The 15,332-nt window shown below is 50.4% G+C and carries 21 protein-coding genes and 3 tRNA genes; 11 read left to right on the forward strand and 13 right to left on the reverse strand.

From position 1 onward, the window contains the following. Window positions 1-4 precede the first annotated feature (4 nt). The gene (locus tag JQM66_RS01650; RefSeq protein ID WP_235228077.1) at window positions 5-295 is read right to left on the reverse strand and encodes a hypothetical protein; all 291 of its coding nucleotides are present in this window, start codon (window positions 293-295) and stop codon (window positions 5-7) included. 162 nt (window positions 296-457) lie between these two features. On the opposite strand from JQM66_RS01650, the gene JQM66_RS01655 reads away from it, so the two are divergent. After that, complete coding sequence (locus tag JQM66_RS01655) at window positions 458-1,057, forward strand: TetR/AcrR family transcriptional regulator (protein WP_235228078.1); 600 nt, start codon at window positions 458-460, stop codon at window positions 1,055-1,057. A 58-nt stretch (window positions 1,058-1,115) separates the two neighbouring features. Here JQM66_RS01655 and JQM66_RS01660 read toward each other — a convergent pair whose 3' ends face one another. From JQM66_RS01660 to JQM66_RS01690, 7 genes are all read right to left on the reverse strand, one after another. Beyond that, window positions 1,116-1,565 carry a GAF domain-containing protein gene (locus JQM66_RS01660; RefSeq protein ID WP_235228079.1) on the reverse strand — a complete coding sequence of 150 codons (450 nt, stop codon included), beginning with the start codon at window positions 1,563-1,565 and terminating at the stop codon, window positions 1,116-1,118. Between the two features lie 30 nt (window positions 1,566-1,595). Then, window positions 1,596-1,970 carry a YkvA family protein gene (locus JQM66_RS01665; protein ID WP_235228080.1) on the reverse strand — a complete coding sequence of 125 codons (375 nt, stop codon included), beginning with the start codon at window positions 1,968-1,970 and terminating at the stop codon, window positions 1,596-1,598. Next, window positions 1,967-2,428, reverse strand: a complete 462-nt coding sequence (locus JQM66_RS01670) for a flavodoxin family protein (RefSeq protein WP_235228081.1) — start codon at window positions 2,426-2,428, stop codon at window positions 1,967-1,969. The genes JQM66_RS01665 and JQM66_RS01670 overlap by 4 nt, the downstream gene beginning before the upstream one ends. A gap of 11 nt (window positions 2,429-2,439) precedes the next feature. Continuing rightward, window positions 2,440-3,231, reverse strand: a complete 792-nt coding sequence (locus JQM66_RS01675) for a GNAT family N-acetyltransferase (RefSeq protein WP_328284097.1) — start codon at window positions 3,229-3,231, stop codon at window positions 2,440-2,442. A gap of 10 nt (window positions 3,232-3,241) precedes the next feature. Further along, window positions 3,242-3,637 (reverse strand): DUF5655 domain-containing protein, encoded by a 396-nt coding sequence (locus JQM66_RS01680; protein WP_235228356.1) that lies wholly within the window; start codon window positions 3,635-3,637, stop codon window positions 3,242-3,244. A gap of 445 nt (window positions 3,638-4,082) precedes the next feature. After that, a tRNA-Ser gene (locus JQM66_RS01685) sits at window positions 4,083-4,175 on the reverse strand. Window positions 4,176-4,192: 17 nt separating this feature from the next. Next, window positions 4,193-4,280 (reverse strand) — tRNA-Ser (locus tag JQM66_RS01690). Window positions 4,281-4,471: 191 nt separating this feature from the next. Here JQM66_RS01690 and JQM66_RS01695 point away from each other — a divergent pair. Next, window positions 4,472-4,547: transfer RNA gene (locus JQM66_RS01695), tRNA-Pro, on the forward strand. Window positions 4,548-4,707: 160 nt separating this feature from the next. Then, entirely contained in the window at window positions 4,708-5,925 is a 1,218-nt protein-coding gene (locus JQM66_RS01700) for a tyrosine-type recombinase/integrase (protein ID WP_235228082.1), read from the forward strand. Window positions 5,926-6,225: 300 nt separating this feature from the next. Here the strand turns inward: JQM66_RS01700 and JQM66_RS01705 are convergent, their stop codons facing one another. The 5 genes from JQM66_RS01705 to JQM66_RS01725 form a co-directional block, all read right to left on the reverse strand. Further along, a complete protein-coding gene (locus tag JQM66_RS01705) occupies window positions 6,226-6,441 on the reverse strand; it encodes a hypothetical protein (RefSeq protein WP_235228083.1) in 216 nt (71 codons plus the stop codon). Window positions 6,442-6,636: 195 nt separating this feature from the next. Then, the gene (locus tag JQM66_RS01710; RefSeq protein ID WP_235228084.1) at window positions 6,637-6,933 is read right to left on the reverse strand and encodes a hypothetical protein; all 297 of its coding nucleotides are present in this window, start codon (window positions 6,931-6,933) and stop codon (window positions 6,637-6,639) included. A 9-nt stretch (window positions 6,934-6,942) separates the two neighbouring features. Next, entirely contained in the window at window positions 6,943-7,140 is a 198-nt protein-coding gene (locus JQM66_RS01715; RefSeq protein WP_235228085.1) for a hypothetical protein, read from the reverse strand. Between the two features lie 150 nt (window positions 7,141-7,290). Continuing rightward, window positions 7,291-7,437, reverse strand: a complete 147-nt coding sequence (locus tag JQM66_RS01720) for a hypothetical protein (protein WP_235228086.1) — start codon at window positions 7,435-7,437, stop codon at window positions 7,291-7,293. Next, on the reverse strand, window positions 7,427-7,609 hold the full coding sequence (locus JQM66_RS01725; RefSeq protein WP_235228087.1) for a hypothetical protein: 183 nt from the start codon (window positions 7,607-7,609) through the stop codon (window positions 7,427-7,429). The genes JQM66_RS01720 and JQM66_RS01725 overlap by 11 nt, the downstream gene beginning before the upstream one ends. A 532-nt stretch (window positions 7,610-8,141) precedes the next feature. On the opposite strand from JQM66_RS01725, the gene JQM66_RS01730 reads away from it, so the two are divergent. From JQM66_RS01730 to JQM66_RS01765, 8 genes are all read left to right on the forward strand, one after another. Then, entirely contained in the window at window positions 8,142-8,339 is a 198-nt protein-coding gene (locus tag JQM66_RS01730) for a hypothetical protein (RefSeq protein ID WP_235228088.1), read from the forward strand. Continuing rightward, window positions 8,339-8,524, forward strand: coding sequence for a helix-turn-helix domain-containing protein (locus tag JQM66_RS01735; protein ID WP_235228089.1), 186 nt, complete (start codon window positions 8,339-8,341; stop codon window positions 8,522-8,524). The genes JQM66_RS01730 and JQM66_RS01735 overlap by 1 nt, the downstream gene beginning before the upstream one ends. A 76-nt stretch (window positions 8,525-8,600) precedes the next feature. Further along, window positions 8,601-9,182, forward strand: a complete 582-nt coding sequence (locus tag JQM66_RS01740; RefSeq protein ID WP_235228090.1) for a hypothetical protein — start codon at window positions 8,601-8,603, stop codon at window positions 9,180-9,182. A gap of 13 nt (window positions 9,183-9,195) precedes the next feature. Beyond that, window positions 9,196-10,485: a CFI-box-CTERM domain-containing protein gene (locus tag JQM66_RS01745; RefSeq protein WP_235228091.1), complete on the forward strand. Its 1,290-nt coding sequence runs from the start codon at window positions 9,196-9,198 to the stop codon at window positions 10,483-10,485. 193 nt (window positions 10,486-10,678) lie between these two features. After that, window positions 10,679-11,284 carry a recombinase family protein gene (locus JQM66_RS01750; protein ID WP_235228092.1) on the forward strand — a complete coding sequence of 202 codons (606 nt, stop codon included), beginning with the start codon at window positions 10,679-10,681 and terminating at the stop codon, window positions 11,282-11,284. Window positions 11,285-12,153: 869 nt separating this feature from the next. Beyond that, the gene (locus JQM66_RS01755) at window positions 12,154-13,206 is read left to right on the forward strand and encodes a tripartite tricarboxylate transporter substrate binding protein (RefSeq protein ID WP_235228093.1); all 1,053 of its coding nucleotides are present in this window, start codon (window positions 12,154-12,156) and stop codon (window positions 13,204-13,206) included. Between the two features lie 92 nt (window positions 13,207-13,298). Then, window positions 13,299-13,775, forward strand: coding sequence for a tripartite tricarboxylate transporter TctB family protein (locus JQM66_RS01760; protein WP_235228094.1), 477 nt, complete (start codon window positions 13,299-13,301; stop codon window positions 13,773-13,775). A gap of 17 nt (window positions 13,776-13,792) precedes the next feature. After that, window positions 13,793-15,310: a tripartite tricarboxylate transporter permease gene (locus JQM66_RS01765; RefSeq protein WP_235228095.1), complete on the forward strand. Its 1,518-nt coding sequence runs from the start codon at window positions 13,793-13,795 to the stop codon at window positions 15,308-15,310. Window positions 15,311-15,332 lie beyond the last annotated feature (22 nt).

A 15,332-nucleotide genomic window follows, 5' to 3' on the forward strand; every position in this document is an offset into this window, starting at 1 on the left:
ATCGTTACTCCATATTCTCCACAAGTCGTCCGGTCAGCCGCATGTCGCCCTTTCCGGTGCGGGCCAGGCTGTCAAAGGCGCCGTCCCGGATGGTCAGCTTCGCCTCAAATCTGATCTTGCCCATAATGGAATCCAGATCGCCCGTCAGGCAGAACCGCCCGCCATCCATTCGGCGGACAGCCACTCCGCTGCGGAAGCCCAGCAGCTCCACCACCGCCTCCCGGTCATTCACGATCTCCAGGCTTCCCCGCCGCGGCCCCATGGGACTATGCAGGGTGATCTGATACCGTTCCATGTCCAATACCCCCTTGCAAATTAGTCCCAGTATACGCAAAGCCATCCCCCGATTTCCATAGACAATTGAGGCGATTTGTCGTATTGATCCGGGCTTCACAAAAAGTTTACATCGTCTTTTCCCCCGGTCATGGTATACTGGACCGGAAAAAGGAGTGGTTCCATGGAAGAAATGCTGCATACCGATACCACAAAGCGGCTGCTGACCGAATCGTTGAAACGGCTGATGGCACAGAAGCCGCTGAACAAGATCTCCATCCGGGAGATCACGGAGGGCTGCGGCGTCAACCGGCAGACCTTCTATTATCATTTTGAGGATATCTACGACCAGGTCCGCTGGATGTTTCATCAGGAGGCCGTCAAACTGCTGGATCGGCAGGAGGGCATCCTGGTCTGGCAGGATGGGCTTCTGCAGCTCTTCCGGTATCTGGAAGAAAACCGGGATATCTGTCTCTGCGCCATGCACTCCGTGAGCCACGAGCATCTGCGCCGTTTCTTCCAGGCTGACATCTATGACATCATCCATCGGGTGATCGACCAGCTGACGGAGGATCTTCGCACCAACGAGGCGGAAAAGGATATCCTGACTCACTTCTACGTCTCCGCCCTGGCCGGCACAGTGGAAAGCTGGCTGCTGGGCGAGCTCCCCTACACACCGGAAACCCTGGTGGCCGCCGCGGACCGGATTATCCAGGAACACATCACCGGAGCCCTGATAGCACGCAGCCCTGAAAAATCCGCTTCTCGCAGTCCCGAGCTATAAAAAAACAGCAGCACTGACTTTTTCCGTCAGTGCCGCTGTTTTGATCTTACAAGATACCTTACCAGAGCTCCGTCTCCAGAACATGTACGAATTCTTCCAGGCCCACCCGGTCCTCTTCCGTAAAGCGGCCCGTCAGGGGGCTGTCGATGTCCAGAACGCCGACGATCCGGTCCCCTGCATGGATGGGGACCACGATCTCAGAATTGGACGCGCCGTCGCAGGCGATGTGGCCGGGGAACTGGTGGACGTCGTACACCAGCTGCGTCCGGTCCTCTGCCACCGCCGTGCCGCAGACGCCCCGTCCCACCTGGATCTCGATGCAGGCCGGCTTGCCCTGAAACGGCCCCAGCACCAACATACCGTCTTCCATCAGATAGAAGCCCGCCCAGTTCAGGTCCGGCAGCGTGTTGTAAAGCAGCGCCGCGGCGTTGGAGAGGTTTGCGATTCTGTGTGGCACGCCGTGGATCAGTGCCGCAAGCTGTTGATTCAGCAATGGATACTCTGTCATGGTGTTCCCCCGTTTCGTTTTCTTTCCATTTCACAGCAGCCGTATCAGTAATCTGAACAGCCAGCAGCCCAGCAACACCCAAATCGCAATGATGGGCAGCGCATAATACCACTTCTTCGGCTTTCCGTCCGCCCACATACCGGCGGCCTCGCTGCGGTAATATTCAAAAACCTCTCTGGGGATACATTTCACCGTCAACGCTGCCAGGGCGGGCAGGATGATAAAGTCATCCAGATATCCCAGCACCGGAATAAAGTCCGGAATCAGGTCAATGGGCGACAGCGCATAGCCAACTGTTACTACTGCCAGCACTTTGGCGAGGGCCAGCGTTTCTTCTGCTTTCAGACAGAGCCACAGTACCGGGATGTCTGTTTTCAATTGTGCGGCCCGTTCTTTCCAGTTCATGTCGTCCCTTCATTTTCCCGGCAGATGGACTGATAAAACTCCCTGGCCCTCTGCAGTTCCTCCGCGCTGGGGTGGCCTTTGGCGATGCCGCCGATGAGCTTGAACGGCCCGAAGGTGTCAAAGCCCCGGCAGCCGTATTCGCCCAGGATATTTGCATCCTTGTCAGCTACAATTTCGGAAATGGCCTTGGTATATCCCTTCCGCATGGAGCCACAGGTGTAGACGAAGAACATGTCCTTGCCCTGAGGCAGGTACTGCCGGACAAAGTCCAGCACCGTCTCCTGAAACTTGGAATAGTAGATGCCGGATGCAAACCCAATGCAGTCGTAGTCCTCCAGGTGCACGGCCACACGGCTGGTCACATCGATCAGGTCAATATCGTTTCTCTGGGCCATGGCGTCCAGGACTTTCCGGGTGTTCCCGTGGTGGCGGGAGTAATAACAAATCGCAGTTTTCATCATTCTTCTCCTCACACAAGCTGTCCGGACAGCTTTTTCTTTTCCTTGGGCGGGAACTTCGCGTCAAAGGCCTCCACATCGTCATACTCCACAAAGTACCCCTCCGGGTCCCTGTATACGCCAGTAATACCCTCCAGGAAGCCCTCTTTCAGCTCTTTTACCATGAAAAAGGGTGCTTCCTCGCTTCGAGGGAGGCCGTTGTAATAGATGCCCAACCCGCTGCCGCTGACAAAACCAAAGCGGTGATAGTACCCTGGATCTCCGGTAATGGCCACGGCGCCGCAGCCCAGTTTCTCCGCCAGGTCCAGCGTGTGCCGGATCAGTTTGCTGCCGTATCCCTTGCCTTGTTTTTCCGGCAGGACACTGACCGGGCCAAAAATCATAATAGGAATCGTCGACCCGTCATCCGCAGTGATCTGTGCCCGGCTGTACATGATATGGGCGACGATTTTTCCGTCTTCCTCCACCACATAGTCCAGTTCCTTTACAAACTCCGGGCGGTCCCGGTAGCGGTGCAGCACATAGTGCTCAAAGCAGCCGGGACGGTACTTGTTCCAGAAGGCCTCCCGGGTGAGGTTCTCCACCTCCCGGTAATCTCCCGGTTCTTCCAGCCGGATGGTCATACTGTTCAACTCCCTCTCGATCAAATCCAACGCAATCCTGAAGGCCGCGATGCGCCGGGCCATCAGCGTGTGCTGAGACTTGCCGGGCTGCAGCTTCAAAATCACCTTTTCGCATTTGTTCAGCGTGGAGGTAATGGAACGTCTGGCCTCCAGCAGTTCTTCGGTGGTGTATATGTTCATATGACGGCCCTCACCGCTTGCTCTCCGCAAACTCGTATGCCTCCCGCAGCCAGTTCACCAACTCATCGTCGATCTGTTCCTCCGCGGAGATCAGCACATGGTGGGTCCAGCGGCCCGGATACGGCTCCACGGCCACCGCTACCCGGGGAGAGTCCAGTTGATGAGAAAGGCCGATAGTCACCACGATACAGTGCTCCGGCCAGCTCTTCTTCCTCCGAACCGGCAGGGACGCGGCCCCAAATAGGTGCCTTCCGTAAAAGCTGATCTGACTTTTCTGCACTTTGACAGTAGCGTCTGGAAACTCCGTCTCCATGCGCCGGAACAGCGTTTCATACTGAGATAATTCCAGCGGCTTGCCGTCGAAGAAAAACAATATATCAGATTCATAATGCTCAGGTTTTTTCATCACGAACATCCCTCCAACCGTGGTTTTATCATATCACGCTCCCGATCATTGAGAAAGCCCTGGGCCCCAACTTTCCAAAAAAAGTCAAGGCCTTGGGGGTATCCTTACCCGAAACCCTATTCCTGCAGGCGCACCATGGCAGCAGCTCTTGCCCACGGGAACATCGCCGCCTGGTATCCAGGAGATCATACGGCACACGAAGTTCAGCACCCCCCAGCGCTATATCTACCTGGACATGACGACAGCCCACGCGGCTATCGTCACGATAGAGAAGGGCCGCGAGGGATAGAAATACGTGTATACTACGATGTACACTACCAACACGGTTTTTTATGTCTGAAGCAGTCCGAACAGGTCTTTTTCAGTTTTCAATAAAGTGGCATTTCAGAACTCCATGAAACAAAAAAGTTACCGAAAACGCTCGATTCAAGCATTCTCGGTAACTTGGCGCGGAAGGAGGGATTTGAACCCTCGCGCCGGTTTTATCCAGCCTACTCCCTTAGCAGGGGAGCCCCTTCGGCCTCTTGGGTACTTCCGCAGGTCATCATATAATTGTGGCGGAGAGAGTGGGATTCGAACCCACGGACGCTTTCACGTCGCCGGTTTTCAAGACCGGTTCCTTCAACCGCTCGGACATCTCTCCATGAAACGGCGGGAGTGTCCGTCATTCAGGCACTTGTTTATGATACCATACCCCCCTATTCTTGTCAACATAATTTTGAAATGCTCAATTCAAAAATTTTTTTAAATTTTTTTGAAAAAGGGCTTGCATTTTTTTAATCGGCATGCTAATATATACAAGCTGACTTCCACGAGACAGCATCAAAAAAATATCCGGGTGTAGCGCAGTTGGTAGCGCACTTGACTGGGGGTCAAGGGGTCGTGAGTTCAAGTCTCGCCACTCGGACCAGTCGAAAAGCCTTGAATCCCAATGGATTCAAGGCTTTTTGCTTTTTCCGGAAGTCGGATGAAATTGCGAAAAATCAAAAAAAGCGCACAAAAAAGCGCACAACTTTGAAAAAGTGTGCGAAAAAGCCGTTGATGCATCGAGAAAGAAAGGGTGCGTATCAATGGCAAATATCAGAGAAAACACGAAGAATGGCAAGGTAGTTTCCTATCGCTTCACCGCTTGTATGGAGCGTGATGTGCGTGGAAAGCAAGTCCGCAAGTACACGACTTGGACACCGCCAGAGGGATTGACCCCCGCAAAGGCAAAGAAAGCAGCAGAACGCGCGGCGGACGCTTGGGAACAGGAAGTCAGAGCAGAGTACCAAAAGGAAAAGGAATTGGGAGATGCGTATCGTCTTCCGCCCGAAAAGCGTCACGATGATTTTGTTGCCTTTGTCAATGAGATGTGGTTGCCGTTGCAGATTCGCGGCGGAGATGCCAAGCCGTCAACCGTTGCTTTCTATGAATTTATGGCAAAGCCTATCACAGACTATTTCAACGGCGCGGTCTTGCAGGAAATCAGTCCAGTAGAGATTCAGAAATACTTGACCTATCTCCGCACAGAATACAAGACGCGCTCCGGCAAACCGCTTTCTCCCAAGTCCTTGCGTCACCAGTATGTGACCCTCAATGTGATTTTTGGCTACGCGGCGGAACAAGAAATGCTCGTCAAGAACCCGATGGAGAAAGTCACCGCCCCCAAGAAAGACAAGAACCCCGTTGACGCATTGACAAAGGAACAGGCCGCGCGGCTCTTTGCTTTGCTCCCGACCTTGCCGCTTGACTTCCATTGTATGATGAATCTGCTTGTCACTTCTGGAATCAGACGCGGCGAGTGCATCGGTCTAAAATGGAGTGACATTGACGAAAAGAATCGTACAATCTCCGTTTCCCGAAATGTTGTTTACAATCCGCGCGGCGGTGTTATCGTCAGCACTCCCAAGACAGCCAAGAGTATTCGCACAGTACCTATTATGGAAAACACGCTGCGGCTGCTCCAAGAGTACAGAAAGCAGATGCAAGCGGAACACCCAAGCACGATTCTGAAAAACGCGTTCATCTTCCCCCGCAAAGAAGATATTTTCGCTCCCCACGACCCCAGCGCGGTCACGAGGCGCGTTAAACGCTTTATGAAATTGAATGGCTTTCCTGACCTCTCTCCGCACGATTTGCGCCACTCTTGCGCGACCCTGCTTCTTTCCCAAGGTGCAGATATAAAGAGCGTACAGGAGATTTTAGGACACGCAGACGCAAGCACAACGCTCAACTTCTATGTGAAAGCCGATTTGCAGCAGATGCAGGCCGCAACAGAAAAGTATGCCGCCGCGTTTAACCTCTGATTTCCAAAAGCGGAAAAACACGATAGGCGGCGGAGGTTGCCGAAAGTATCAGAAAACAGACGGGAGATTTTCGCTCCCGTCTGTTGCTCTTTATAGCAGGTCTTTCAAGACTTCTCTTGCGTCCACGGCGCACACATCGAATTTGCGCCAATCGTCCTCTCTTGGAATCTGCGTATTCAAAACGGGGCGGTACTGCCGAATGTACTCGCCCTCTTTTTGGCCGATTTCCTCTTGGACGGCAGGATAATTACGCGCCTTTGCATCATAAAGTACATCAAAATTGATGGAATGGCCTTTGCGCTACACTTCCGCCAAGATGCGGTATTTCCGCTCTTTTTGGCCTTTCATGGCTGCGTAGTGCTGCGCCACGCGTTTCAGCATATTCATACTCTTGCCGATGTAAACAATGGTATCGTCGATCTTGATGCAGTAAATTCCCGCATGGTCGTATTTGGCTGCAAGTCCTTTTCTTTTGAGCCATTGATAGACATTTTCTTCATAGCTTGTTTTTCTCAAAACTCAAACTCTCCAAAAGGAATATCTGGATAGTCCGGCATGACTGCCCCGAAATCATACCTTAATGCTCCGGCAACATTCTCCGCTGCTACTAACACTTCTGGAAAGCGTGTATAGTCCTATTGCTGATATAACGCCCCCAGAACGCTTTCCAATGCGTCAATCATTTCATCTACGGTCAAATGCTTGTCCTCCTTAAAATTTGAATTGTGGCGTTGGAGAAACTTGTTTCTCCAACAGCCCATTATTATTTATTTTATCTGTATTATTTATATTTATTTCTATATCCTCCGCCGCTTCATCATTTGCGGTTTGCGGTGCATCCTGAACGTCTGCCGTAAAGTCAAGGCCGTCCGGCGTATCATTATTTTTTGTGTGCGTGTCGCGTTGTGGGGTTTCATAGAAATCATAGGTGTTGCTGTTTTTACGCTGCACAAGATAGCCTTTATCAATCAGCTTTACAAACTGGTCACGATAAGTAGAGGGCGGCATACCAACAGCCTAACGAATGGCGGCGGGGGATAGAGCCAATGTGAAGCCGTTGGCGTTGGATGCAAAGTATAAATAGAGCATGAGTGCGTGTGCGCCGAGGTCACGCGCAGCAGCTTGCCAGTTGTCGTTTTTTATTCCGAGGAAGTCAGACGCGGCGCGTTCTCTGTGAATGGCAATAATCCGTTGATTTGGTACTGTGTTCGGCATAACCGATAATCCTTTCTTTTGGAATGGGGGACTTGCGTCCCCCGCTGAATAAAATTAGTTTCCGAGATTGTTCAGCATATCGCGCAGTTGCTTGATTGCTTCATCCTCAATTCGGATGCTGATGCTTTTCATTACATTTTCAGTAATGCGCTACTCCATTTCTTCCATTTCGCGGCGGTGGTTGATTTCTTCCTTCATGCGGTAATGGGTATACATCAAGTTTAGTTGGGCTTGCATTTTGCTGTCCAATCCACGAATAAAGTAATTAAAAAAGTCATCGTTTTTGTTAGTTTTCATTTTTCTGTCCTCCTGTACAATAATCATAATACCAATCTTCAAAAGTGTTTTTTCGACCTATGGAAATATCAAGCAACATGGTCAATGTATCTTTCTTTGTCATACAATGGCTTGTTGCGTAGTCAGAAATGATTTCATACCAACCGGTATCAATCGTGATACTCTTACTCATGGGATATCCTCCAAAATGTATTAGAATTTATATAAAACATTACTATTTCCTTTGTTTTATATAAATATTATAACAAAAATTTAATATAAAATCAAAAAAGGGCGCCAAGGGAACACTTACGAAAAGCAGTCCGAGAGGCGGCGGGGGTATATTCGGGAGATAAAAAAATGCGAGGCGCGGCGGCGGAAATGTGTGGGCAGCGCCCCGACGAAGTGATTTTTTGTTTTTGCCGTCATCGTTGCAGTGGTATTTCTCTGATTTCTTCTGGAATTAGGCGGAAATTGGCCGGATTTCACAGAATATGCGCGAACGCTTGCAAAAATAATTGAATACGACGATAAAACATTGAAAATCGATGTAATTTTGCAAGAACGCAGTCGTTCCAATGAGAGTTTTCCTTGAAACATACAAAATTCGGTAAATTTCGGCAAAAACCTTGACAATACATACATATACCTATAACATAGAATGTGCGAAAGCCTGTGCAATATGACAGTTTTCGTACATTTTTGTTATTTAGGAGGAAAACACAATGCGTATTATTCTGGACACGAACAAAGGCAGAATTATTCTTCCCAAGTCCTTTTTCACCGAACTGGACAAGATGAATAAAATCCTTGCCGACGGCGGTTCTAACAAGAAGTGGACTGCTGAAACCTATGTGAAAGACCAGTTCGATAAAGCCATGAAAGAAACCATGCTTCGCGCCGAAGATAAGGTCATAAAGTAATGGCAGCAAAAGGAACGCGGGTCACGCAGAAGGAAAAGGAAAAGATGTGGCAACTTTTCCAAGACGGAAACAGCTTTGTCAAGATTGGAAAGAAGCTACGCAGAAGTCCCGACACCGTTTCCCGCTATGTGCATGAATACGAAGCCGCAGTCAGCGCGGCGGGTTATATTCTCAATCAAAAATGATATTACAATTGTATTTGTTCAATAAATCTTGTTGAAAAGGCATAATTCAAAAGAATACAACAAAGGAGGAAAAGAAATGGAATGGTTATTATTCCCTCTGGTTTTTCTTTTAGGCGGAATTATTGCCGTGCTTGGAGCCAACAAGAAAGAAAAGGCAGAAGAACAAGCAAGAAACGAGTGGAACGCGGAAGAGGAGAAGTATGAAGCGATTATACGTAAACTTCCCTCTGATTTAGTGAACAAACTGTTTGATTTTCTAAAACAAGCTTGCAAGAGAATAAACCGTGTTGTGCCAGACTCTTATCCAGTAGAACTTACAAAAATGGCGTTGGCCGCAGGAACCGTTGTAAAAAACGAATCATTCGGTGCTGTTACAAGAGAACAACATCGGCAAATTAGCCGCATATTGGACGAAAATCTCGATTGGGTCGTAAATACATACATTCCCGCAGCAAATCAGGCGCTGATGAAGCTTGCGGATACAGACGGCTTGGGATTTGGATTGATTACAAACAGCGCCGCTGATGCAATGCTGTATAGTGCATTGGATACCCATCAAAGGCTGAAAGGAAACGAGAAAAAAATCAGGGAATACGAAGAAGCTATTGACAAACAATTGATTCCGATTTTTGAAAAAATCCGCCAAATCGTATCTTAAAGGAGTGTGCTATATGAAAATTACAGAGGCAACACGATCCATCCAATCCTTATACGATAATGAGCAGTATCGTGAAGCATTTAACTTGGCGATGGAGGCACTGAAATCTTCTGATGATGATGAAGAAAGAATAACGCTTTGGTGTCTGCTGGCAAATTCCTATCTCAATCGACTTGACCCACCCGAAGATGAAAAATTAGACGAAACTTATGCGGAGACATTCAAAACGGCGTTTAGTACAGCCCTTTGCGTTGAAGATGTTTGGGAAATAAATGATTGCCTTTGGACAGCATTCAATGTATGGGAAGCGAACGGATACAGGAAAATGCTGGATTTCATCTCTGATAATCCAACGACCGACAATCTAGATGAGTATATACATTTGCCGGTCAAGTATGCCGGACAAAGGCTGCGCTTGCAGTTTCTTTGCGGAACGCATCCTCTTGAAGAAAGATTTATGGAGTCCAATGCTCTTTCGGAGGATGAGTATGCCGAACGATATGCGCACAACGGCTCTCAGCGCATCACAAAGGACGCCCGTGCACTGTTGCAGATTGATGCCGCAGAAACGATATTTTCTAAAACAAAAAACCGGGTGTCCAAAGAGGCAAAGGGCAATCTGGATGATGTAATTGATCTAGTGAACTATACAGTCAAGGCTTTGGTTACCGCCAGCGATCTCAGCACTCTTTATGTTGATGGTTGTTCCGTGGAGACCCAATGCAAAGGCCACAAGCTGCGCGTAGAAATCTGCAGGTACTTATTTGAGACGTATGTTTTCCCTGAAGGACAAAAAATGTCGCTGTATCAGAATAAGAGACAAATTTTGTTGGATTGGATTCAGGAGTCTTATGATGTGATTACAGAATTGGATTCGGAGTTCATCCCGTCTGCGCTTCCCTCTAACGAGATGATTCCTTTTGCCGAGGTGAAGGAACATTTGGAATCTCTTAAAGGAAAAAATGCAGAAAACGATGTCCCTGCATCCTCCGCGCCGGCAACTTCTGCCCCCGTATCTTCCACACAGAAATCTGGCGGCTGTTACGTCGCTACTGCTGTGTATGGGTCTTACGATTGTCCTGAGGTGTGGACTTTGCGTCGATTCCGCGACTATACACTTGCTGAAACTTGGCACGGTCGTGCATTTATCCGCACATATTATGCAATTAGTCCGACCCTTGTAAAATGGTTTGGACATACTGAATGGTTTAAGAACATTTGGAAACCGACCCTTGACCGTATGGTTGATAAACTAAATAGTAATGGCGTAGAAAACACGCCCTACAACGATAAAGAATGGTAATAGCTTGGAGCGGGAGCATTCCCGCTCCTTTCCTATCTGTTCGCAAGAGTACACCTTTACAAACACGGAAAATCTCCCTGTTTTTCTTGTTCGTATAGTATGATTTTTATTTTACAAATATATTCGTAAACATATTGACATTTACGAATAATCGTGGTACAATACGAACAGATAGAACAAAGGGGGACACGACATGGACAGCCGCACTTACTACTACGCCAGAGTATCAAGCAAGGAACAAAACCTTGACCGCCAGATTGCCGCTTTTAAGGCTCTTGGAGCTACCGAGCGGGAGATTATCACCGACAAGGAAAGCGGCAAGGATTTGGAGCGGGCGGGTTATCAGGCTCTTAAAAACGCCATGCTGCGGCGGGGTGACACCCTTGTTGTGAAATCCCTTGACCGTTTGAGCCGCAACAAGTGCGACATAAAAAATGAACTGCAATACTTCAAGGACAACGGCATTCGGCTGAAAGTCATTGACCTCCCCACAACCATGATGGAGCTGCCAGAGGGGCAGGAGTGGGTTTTTGAGATGGTCAACAACATTCTGATTGAAGTCTTGGGAACGATTGCCGAGCAGGAGCGGGAGACCATTCGTAAGCGTCAGGCAGAGGGCATTGAAGCGGCGAAGCAGAACGGCAAGAAACTGGGACGCCCCGCGCTCACTTTCCCCGCAAACTGGAATGAGGTTTATGCCTCTTGGAAAGCAGGAGAAATAACCGCAAAGACTGCCATGGAGCAGACGAACACAAAGCGAACCAGCTTCTACAAGTTGGTCGGCATGATGGAGGAGTAGGGAATACAGCGAAAATTATCATTCAAATTGAGCGCACAAAAAGCGCACAAGCCTCAAAAACTGTGCGCTTTTTCTTCTGGAATTGTGCAAAAAAAGATTGTATCGGCGGCGGAGGTATGGTATAATAAAAGTGTAAAAAACATAGATGTATCAAGGCTTTCAGCGTTTTTTGAAAGCGTGATTTCGATGAATAAAAGATTTGATGCAACGCATCAAATCTTAACTGGGGGTCAAGGGGTCGTGAGTTCAAGTCTCGCCACTCGGACCAGTAAAAGTCCTGAAACCGTAATGGTTTCAGGACTTTCTGTTTTGTTCGGAATTGAGATATGGGTTGTTGTTCGGAATTTGTTCGGAATCCATAAAATATTTACACACAGAATTCAAACTCTCCTATTACCTTTTTCGTATGTATGGAAATTATATTACTGAAGATACCTATGGTAAACTTGCGGAGCAGTATTATGCAGCCTTGCATAAGAAGTAATCAAGTATCCTATGGATAGAATGTCAACACCTGGAGGATTTAAGTAAAGAAGAAATATATAATCTCTTGAAAATTTCCATGGATTCCTTTTCTCTGGCAGATATATGAGTTGGGTTAAGGCGGGAGCATCATTGAGATGTTCCCGCCTGTTGTGTTATCCCTCCCTCCCTTTGGCATGGTAATGGTCACGGTGGTCCTCCTGACCGGGAGTTCTGATGAACTCCCGCTGCCCGATGCTTGAGATCAAGAAAATTCTCTTGACTATTCTCGGGTTTTGAAGTAATATACTAAAAGACTTCATCGCTTAAAAGCATTAAATTAGTAACACTTTTAAGTGCTAAATTATCAAGCTGTTTGAAGTCCCCAACAAAAAGGAGAGACCCCCATGAAAAAGATCATTGCAATCCTTATGGCCGCTGTTATGGTATGCTCACTGGCAGCCTGTGGCTCCGGCACTTCTTCCGCCCCCACCAATTCCGGCTCATCCGCGGCAAAGCCGGCTGAGACCGCCGCTTACCCCACCAAGAGCATCCAGGGCTCTATCATGTGGAGCGCTGGCGGTATTTGTGACACGGTCTCCCGTGCTGCCGGTCTGGTAGCCCAGGAGGAACTGGGTCAGTCCATCGTCTTTACCAACCGTCCTGGCTCCGGCGGCGGCGTTTCTACTGCCTATGTCAACGCTCAGGCAGCAGACGGCTACGAGTTGCTGTTCGGTGCGGAGAATCCCCAGATTGCCAAGGTCATGGGCACCAGTGAATTGGATTACGATGATTTCTATCCCATCTGCCTGCTGAGCAACAGCTACGGCGGCATTTACGTGGCCAAGGACTCCAAGTATCAGACTGTGGAGGACCTGTTCAATGATATGCTGGCAAATCCCGGCCAGGTCATCGCCGCCACCACCGGTGCCGGCGGTCTGCCTGAAACTGCCGCCACCATCATCCGCAGCATCAGCGGCACGGAGCCCAACATGGTCCCCTTCGACGGTGAGAATGAGTGCGCCATCGCCGTTATGGGCGGCAACGCCGATTTCGCAGTCTCCACCCTGGGCTCCATCGCCAGCTTCTACCAGTCCGGCGACATCCGCATCCTGGCCATGTTCCACAACGAACGCCTGGAAGGCTTTGATGATGTTCCCGCCATCACCGAAATTTATCCCGAATATAATGAAGTCCTCCCCTGGGGCCCCTTCTATGGCGTTTTCGTGAAGCAGGGGACGGACCAGGCCATCATCGACACCCTGACCGCTGCCTTCTCCAAGGCCTGCGAGGCTCCGGACTTCCAGGAACTGGTGGCCTCCAAGGGCTGCTTCGTAATGAACATGACCGGCGACGAAGCGGTGGAGTACCTGCGGAAGTACCGTTCCACCACCAGCTATATGCTGTATGATTCCGGCGTTGCCACCATCGACCCCGCCTCCGTGGGGATCGAGCGGTAAATCCCCCAGAGAACCTGTCGTTTTCTAAGAAGCAGGCCATGCCTCATGGCCTGCTTCTTCCCGCTGATTCCAACGAAAGGAACGCACCTCTTATGGAAAAACACACGCAGCAAAAGGGCGAAAAAGGCTTCCTCGCCGTCCTTAGTCTGTTCTCTCTGATCTGTTTCATCGCGTCGATGAAGCTGTTTCTCACCGCCCCCAAGCTCTCCGGAGAGGGAACGGTGCCCGCGCTCTGCTCTCTGGTCATGATGGTCACCACGATTCTCAGCTTCGCGGAGTTGCGGGGCTGTCCCCAGCCCTTTGAGGACAAGCTCCCTCTCGTCAAAAAGGCCAAGGAGACCTTCGCGTTTCTCTTTCCCGGCAAGGTGGGCGCCATTATTCTTTTCTGCATTCTGTATGCGGTGGCACTCAATTTCATCGGCTTCGCAGTATCCACCGTTTTGTTTCTCGCCCTCTCCATGCTCACGCTCAACCACGAAAAAAAGCTCCGTATGCTGGTAATTTCAGGCATTACGACGATCTGTGTCCTGGTGGTATTCCAATACATCTTCCAGGTTCAGCTTCCCTGAAAGGAGGGGCCTCAGATATGGAAATTTCACAAGCATTCGGATACGCCCTGCAGGCGCTGACAGACCCCAAGCTGCTGTTCTGCCTGGCGGTAGGCGTCTTTCTCGGAATTTATGTGGGCGCTATTCCCGGGCTTTCGGTGACTATGGCTACCTCCCTGCTGATCTCCTTCACCTACTCCTGGGCCACCCTTCCCGCCCTGGCGGCTATGGTGGGCGTCTATATTGGCGGCGTGTACGGTGGTTCCCGCTCGGCCATTCTGCTGAACATCCCCGGTGCCCCCGCCGCTGTGGCTACCGCACTGGAGGGCTATCCCCTGGCCCGGAAAGGCCTGGCCGGACAAGCCATCGGCGTGACGGTCATCCAGTCCGTGCTGGGTGGCTTCATCGGCACCATGATTTTGTGCCTCGGCGCGCCCTATCTCTCCAAATTCGCCATGCGCTTTGCGCCCCGGGATTACTTCCTGCTAGCAGTCATCGGACTGTTTCTGGTCAGCAGTCTGGGCAATAACCGCCCCGCCCGGGGTATCCTCTCCGCGGCCCTCGGCCTGTTCATCGGTTTCATCGGCCTGGACAACCAAACCGGCCACAACCGCTTCGTGCTTGGCGCCAGCGGCTCCATGTTCCGCACTTATATGATGCTGGGCGTCAGCTATGTGGTGGTGATGATCGGCCTGTTTGGCATGTCCGAGGCTCTCATTCAGCTCCGGGACCTGACTACAACGCCGGTCAAGCAAAAAGTCGATAAAATTATCCCCAGCTGGAAAAACACCGTCCGCTTTATTCCCCTGACCCTGAAAAGCTCCCTCATCGGTGCGGTGGTGGGTGCGCTGCCCGGCACCGGCGGCGACATTGCCGCCCTGTTGGCCTATGATCAGGCAAAGCGCACCACGAAAAACCCGGAGACGCCCTTTGGTGAAGGCGCCATGGAGGGTCTGGTGGCACCGGAAAGCGCCAACAACGCCGCCGTGGGCGGCGCCTGCATCCCCATGCTGTCTCTGGGCATCCCCGGTGACGCCGTCACTGCCATCATGCTGGGCGCCATGTACATCCACGGCCTGAATCCCGGCCCCCTGCTGATGACCAACAGCCCCGACGTGTTCTATTACATCATCGGCGCCATGTTCGTGGGTAACATCTTCCTCCTGATCTTCGGCTTCACCGGCATCAAGGCCTTCTCCAAGATCGTGGAAATCCCCAAGGAGATCTTAATGCCCATCATTATCCTGCTGTCCGTGGTGGGTGCCTTTTCCATCAATAACTCCATCATGGACGTCTACTGGATGATCGCCTTCGGCATCCTGGGCTATGTGATGAAGCTCTATCATTTCCCTGTCGGCCCCACCGTGCTGGGCATCATTCTCTCCGACCTGCTGGAGCTGAACTTCCGGCGGGCCGCCACCACGGTAGGCAATAGCCTGCCCGCGCTGCTGACGGATATTGTCAGCCATCCCGTCTCTCTGGTACTGGCTGTATTCGTGATCTGCATGGCCATCACCTCCAGTTCTCCTTATAAGCGTTGGAAGGCAAAACACTGAAAGCAGCAAGACAGCCGCAACT

This window comes from Oscillibacter valericigenes (assembly GCF_021531915.1).
In the GTDB taxonomy this organism is placed as follows: Bacteria; Bacillota; Clostridia; order Oscillospirales; family Oscillospiraceae; genus Oscillibacter; species Oscillibacter valericigenes_A.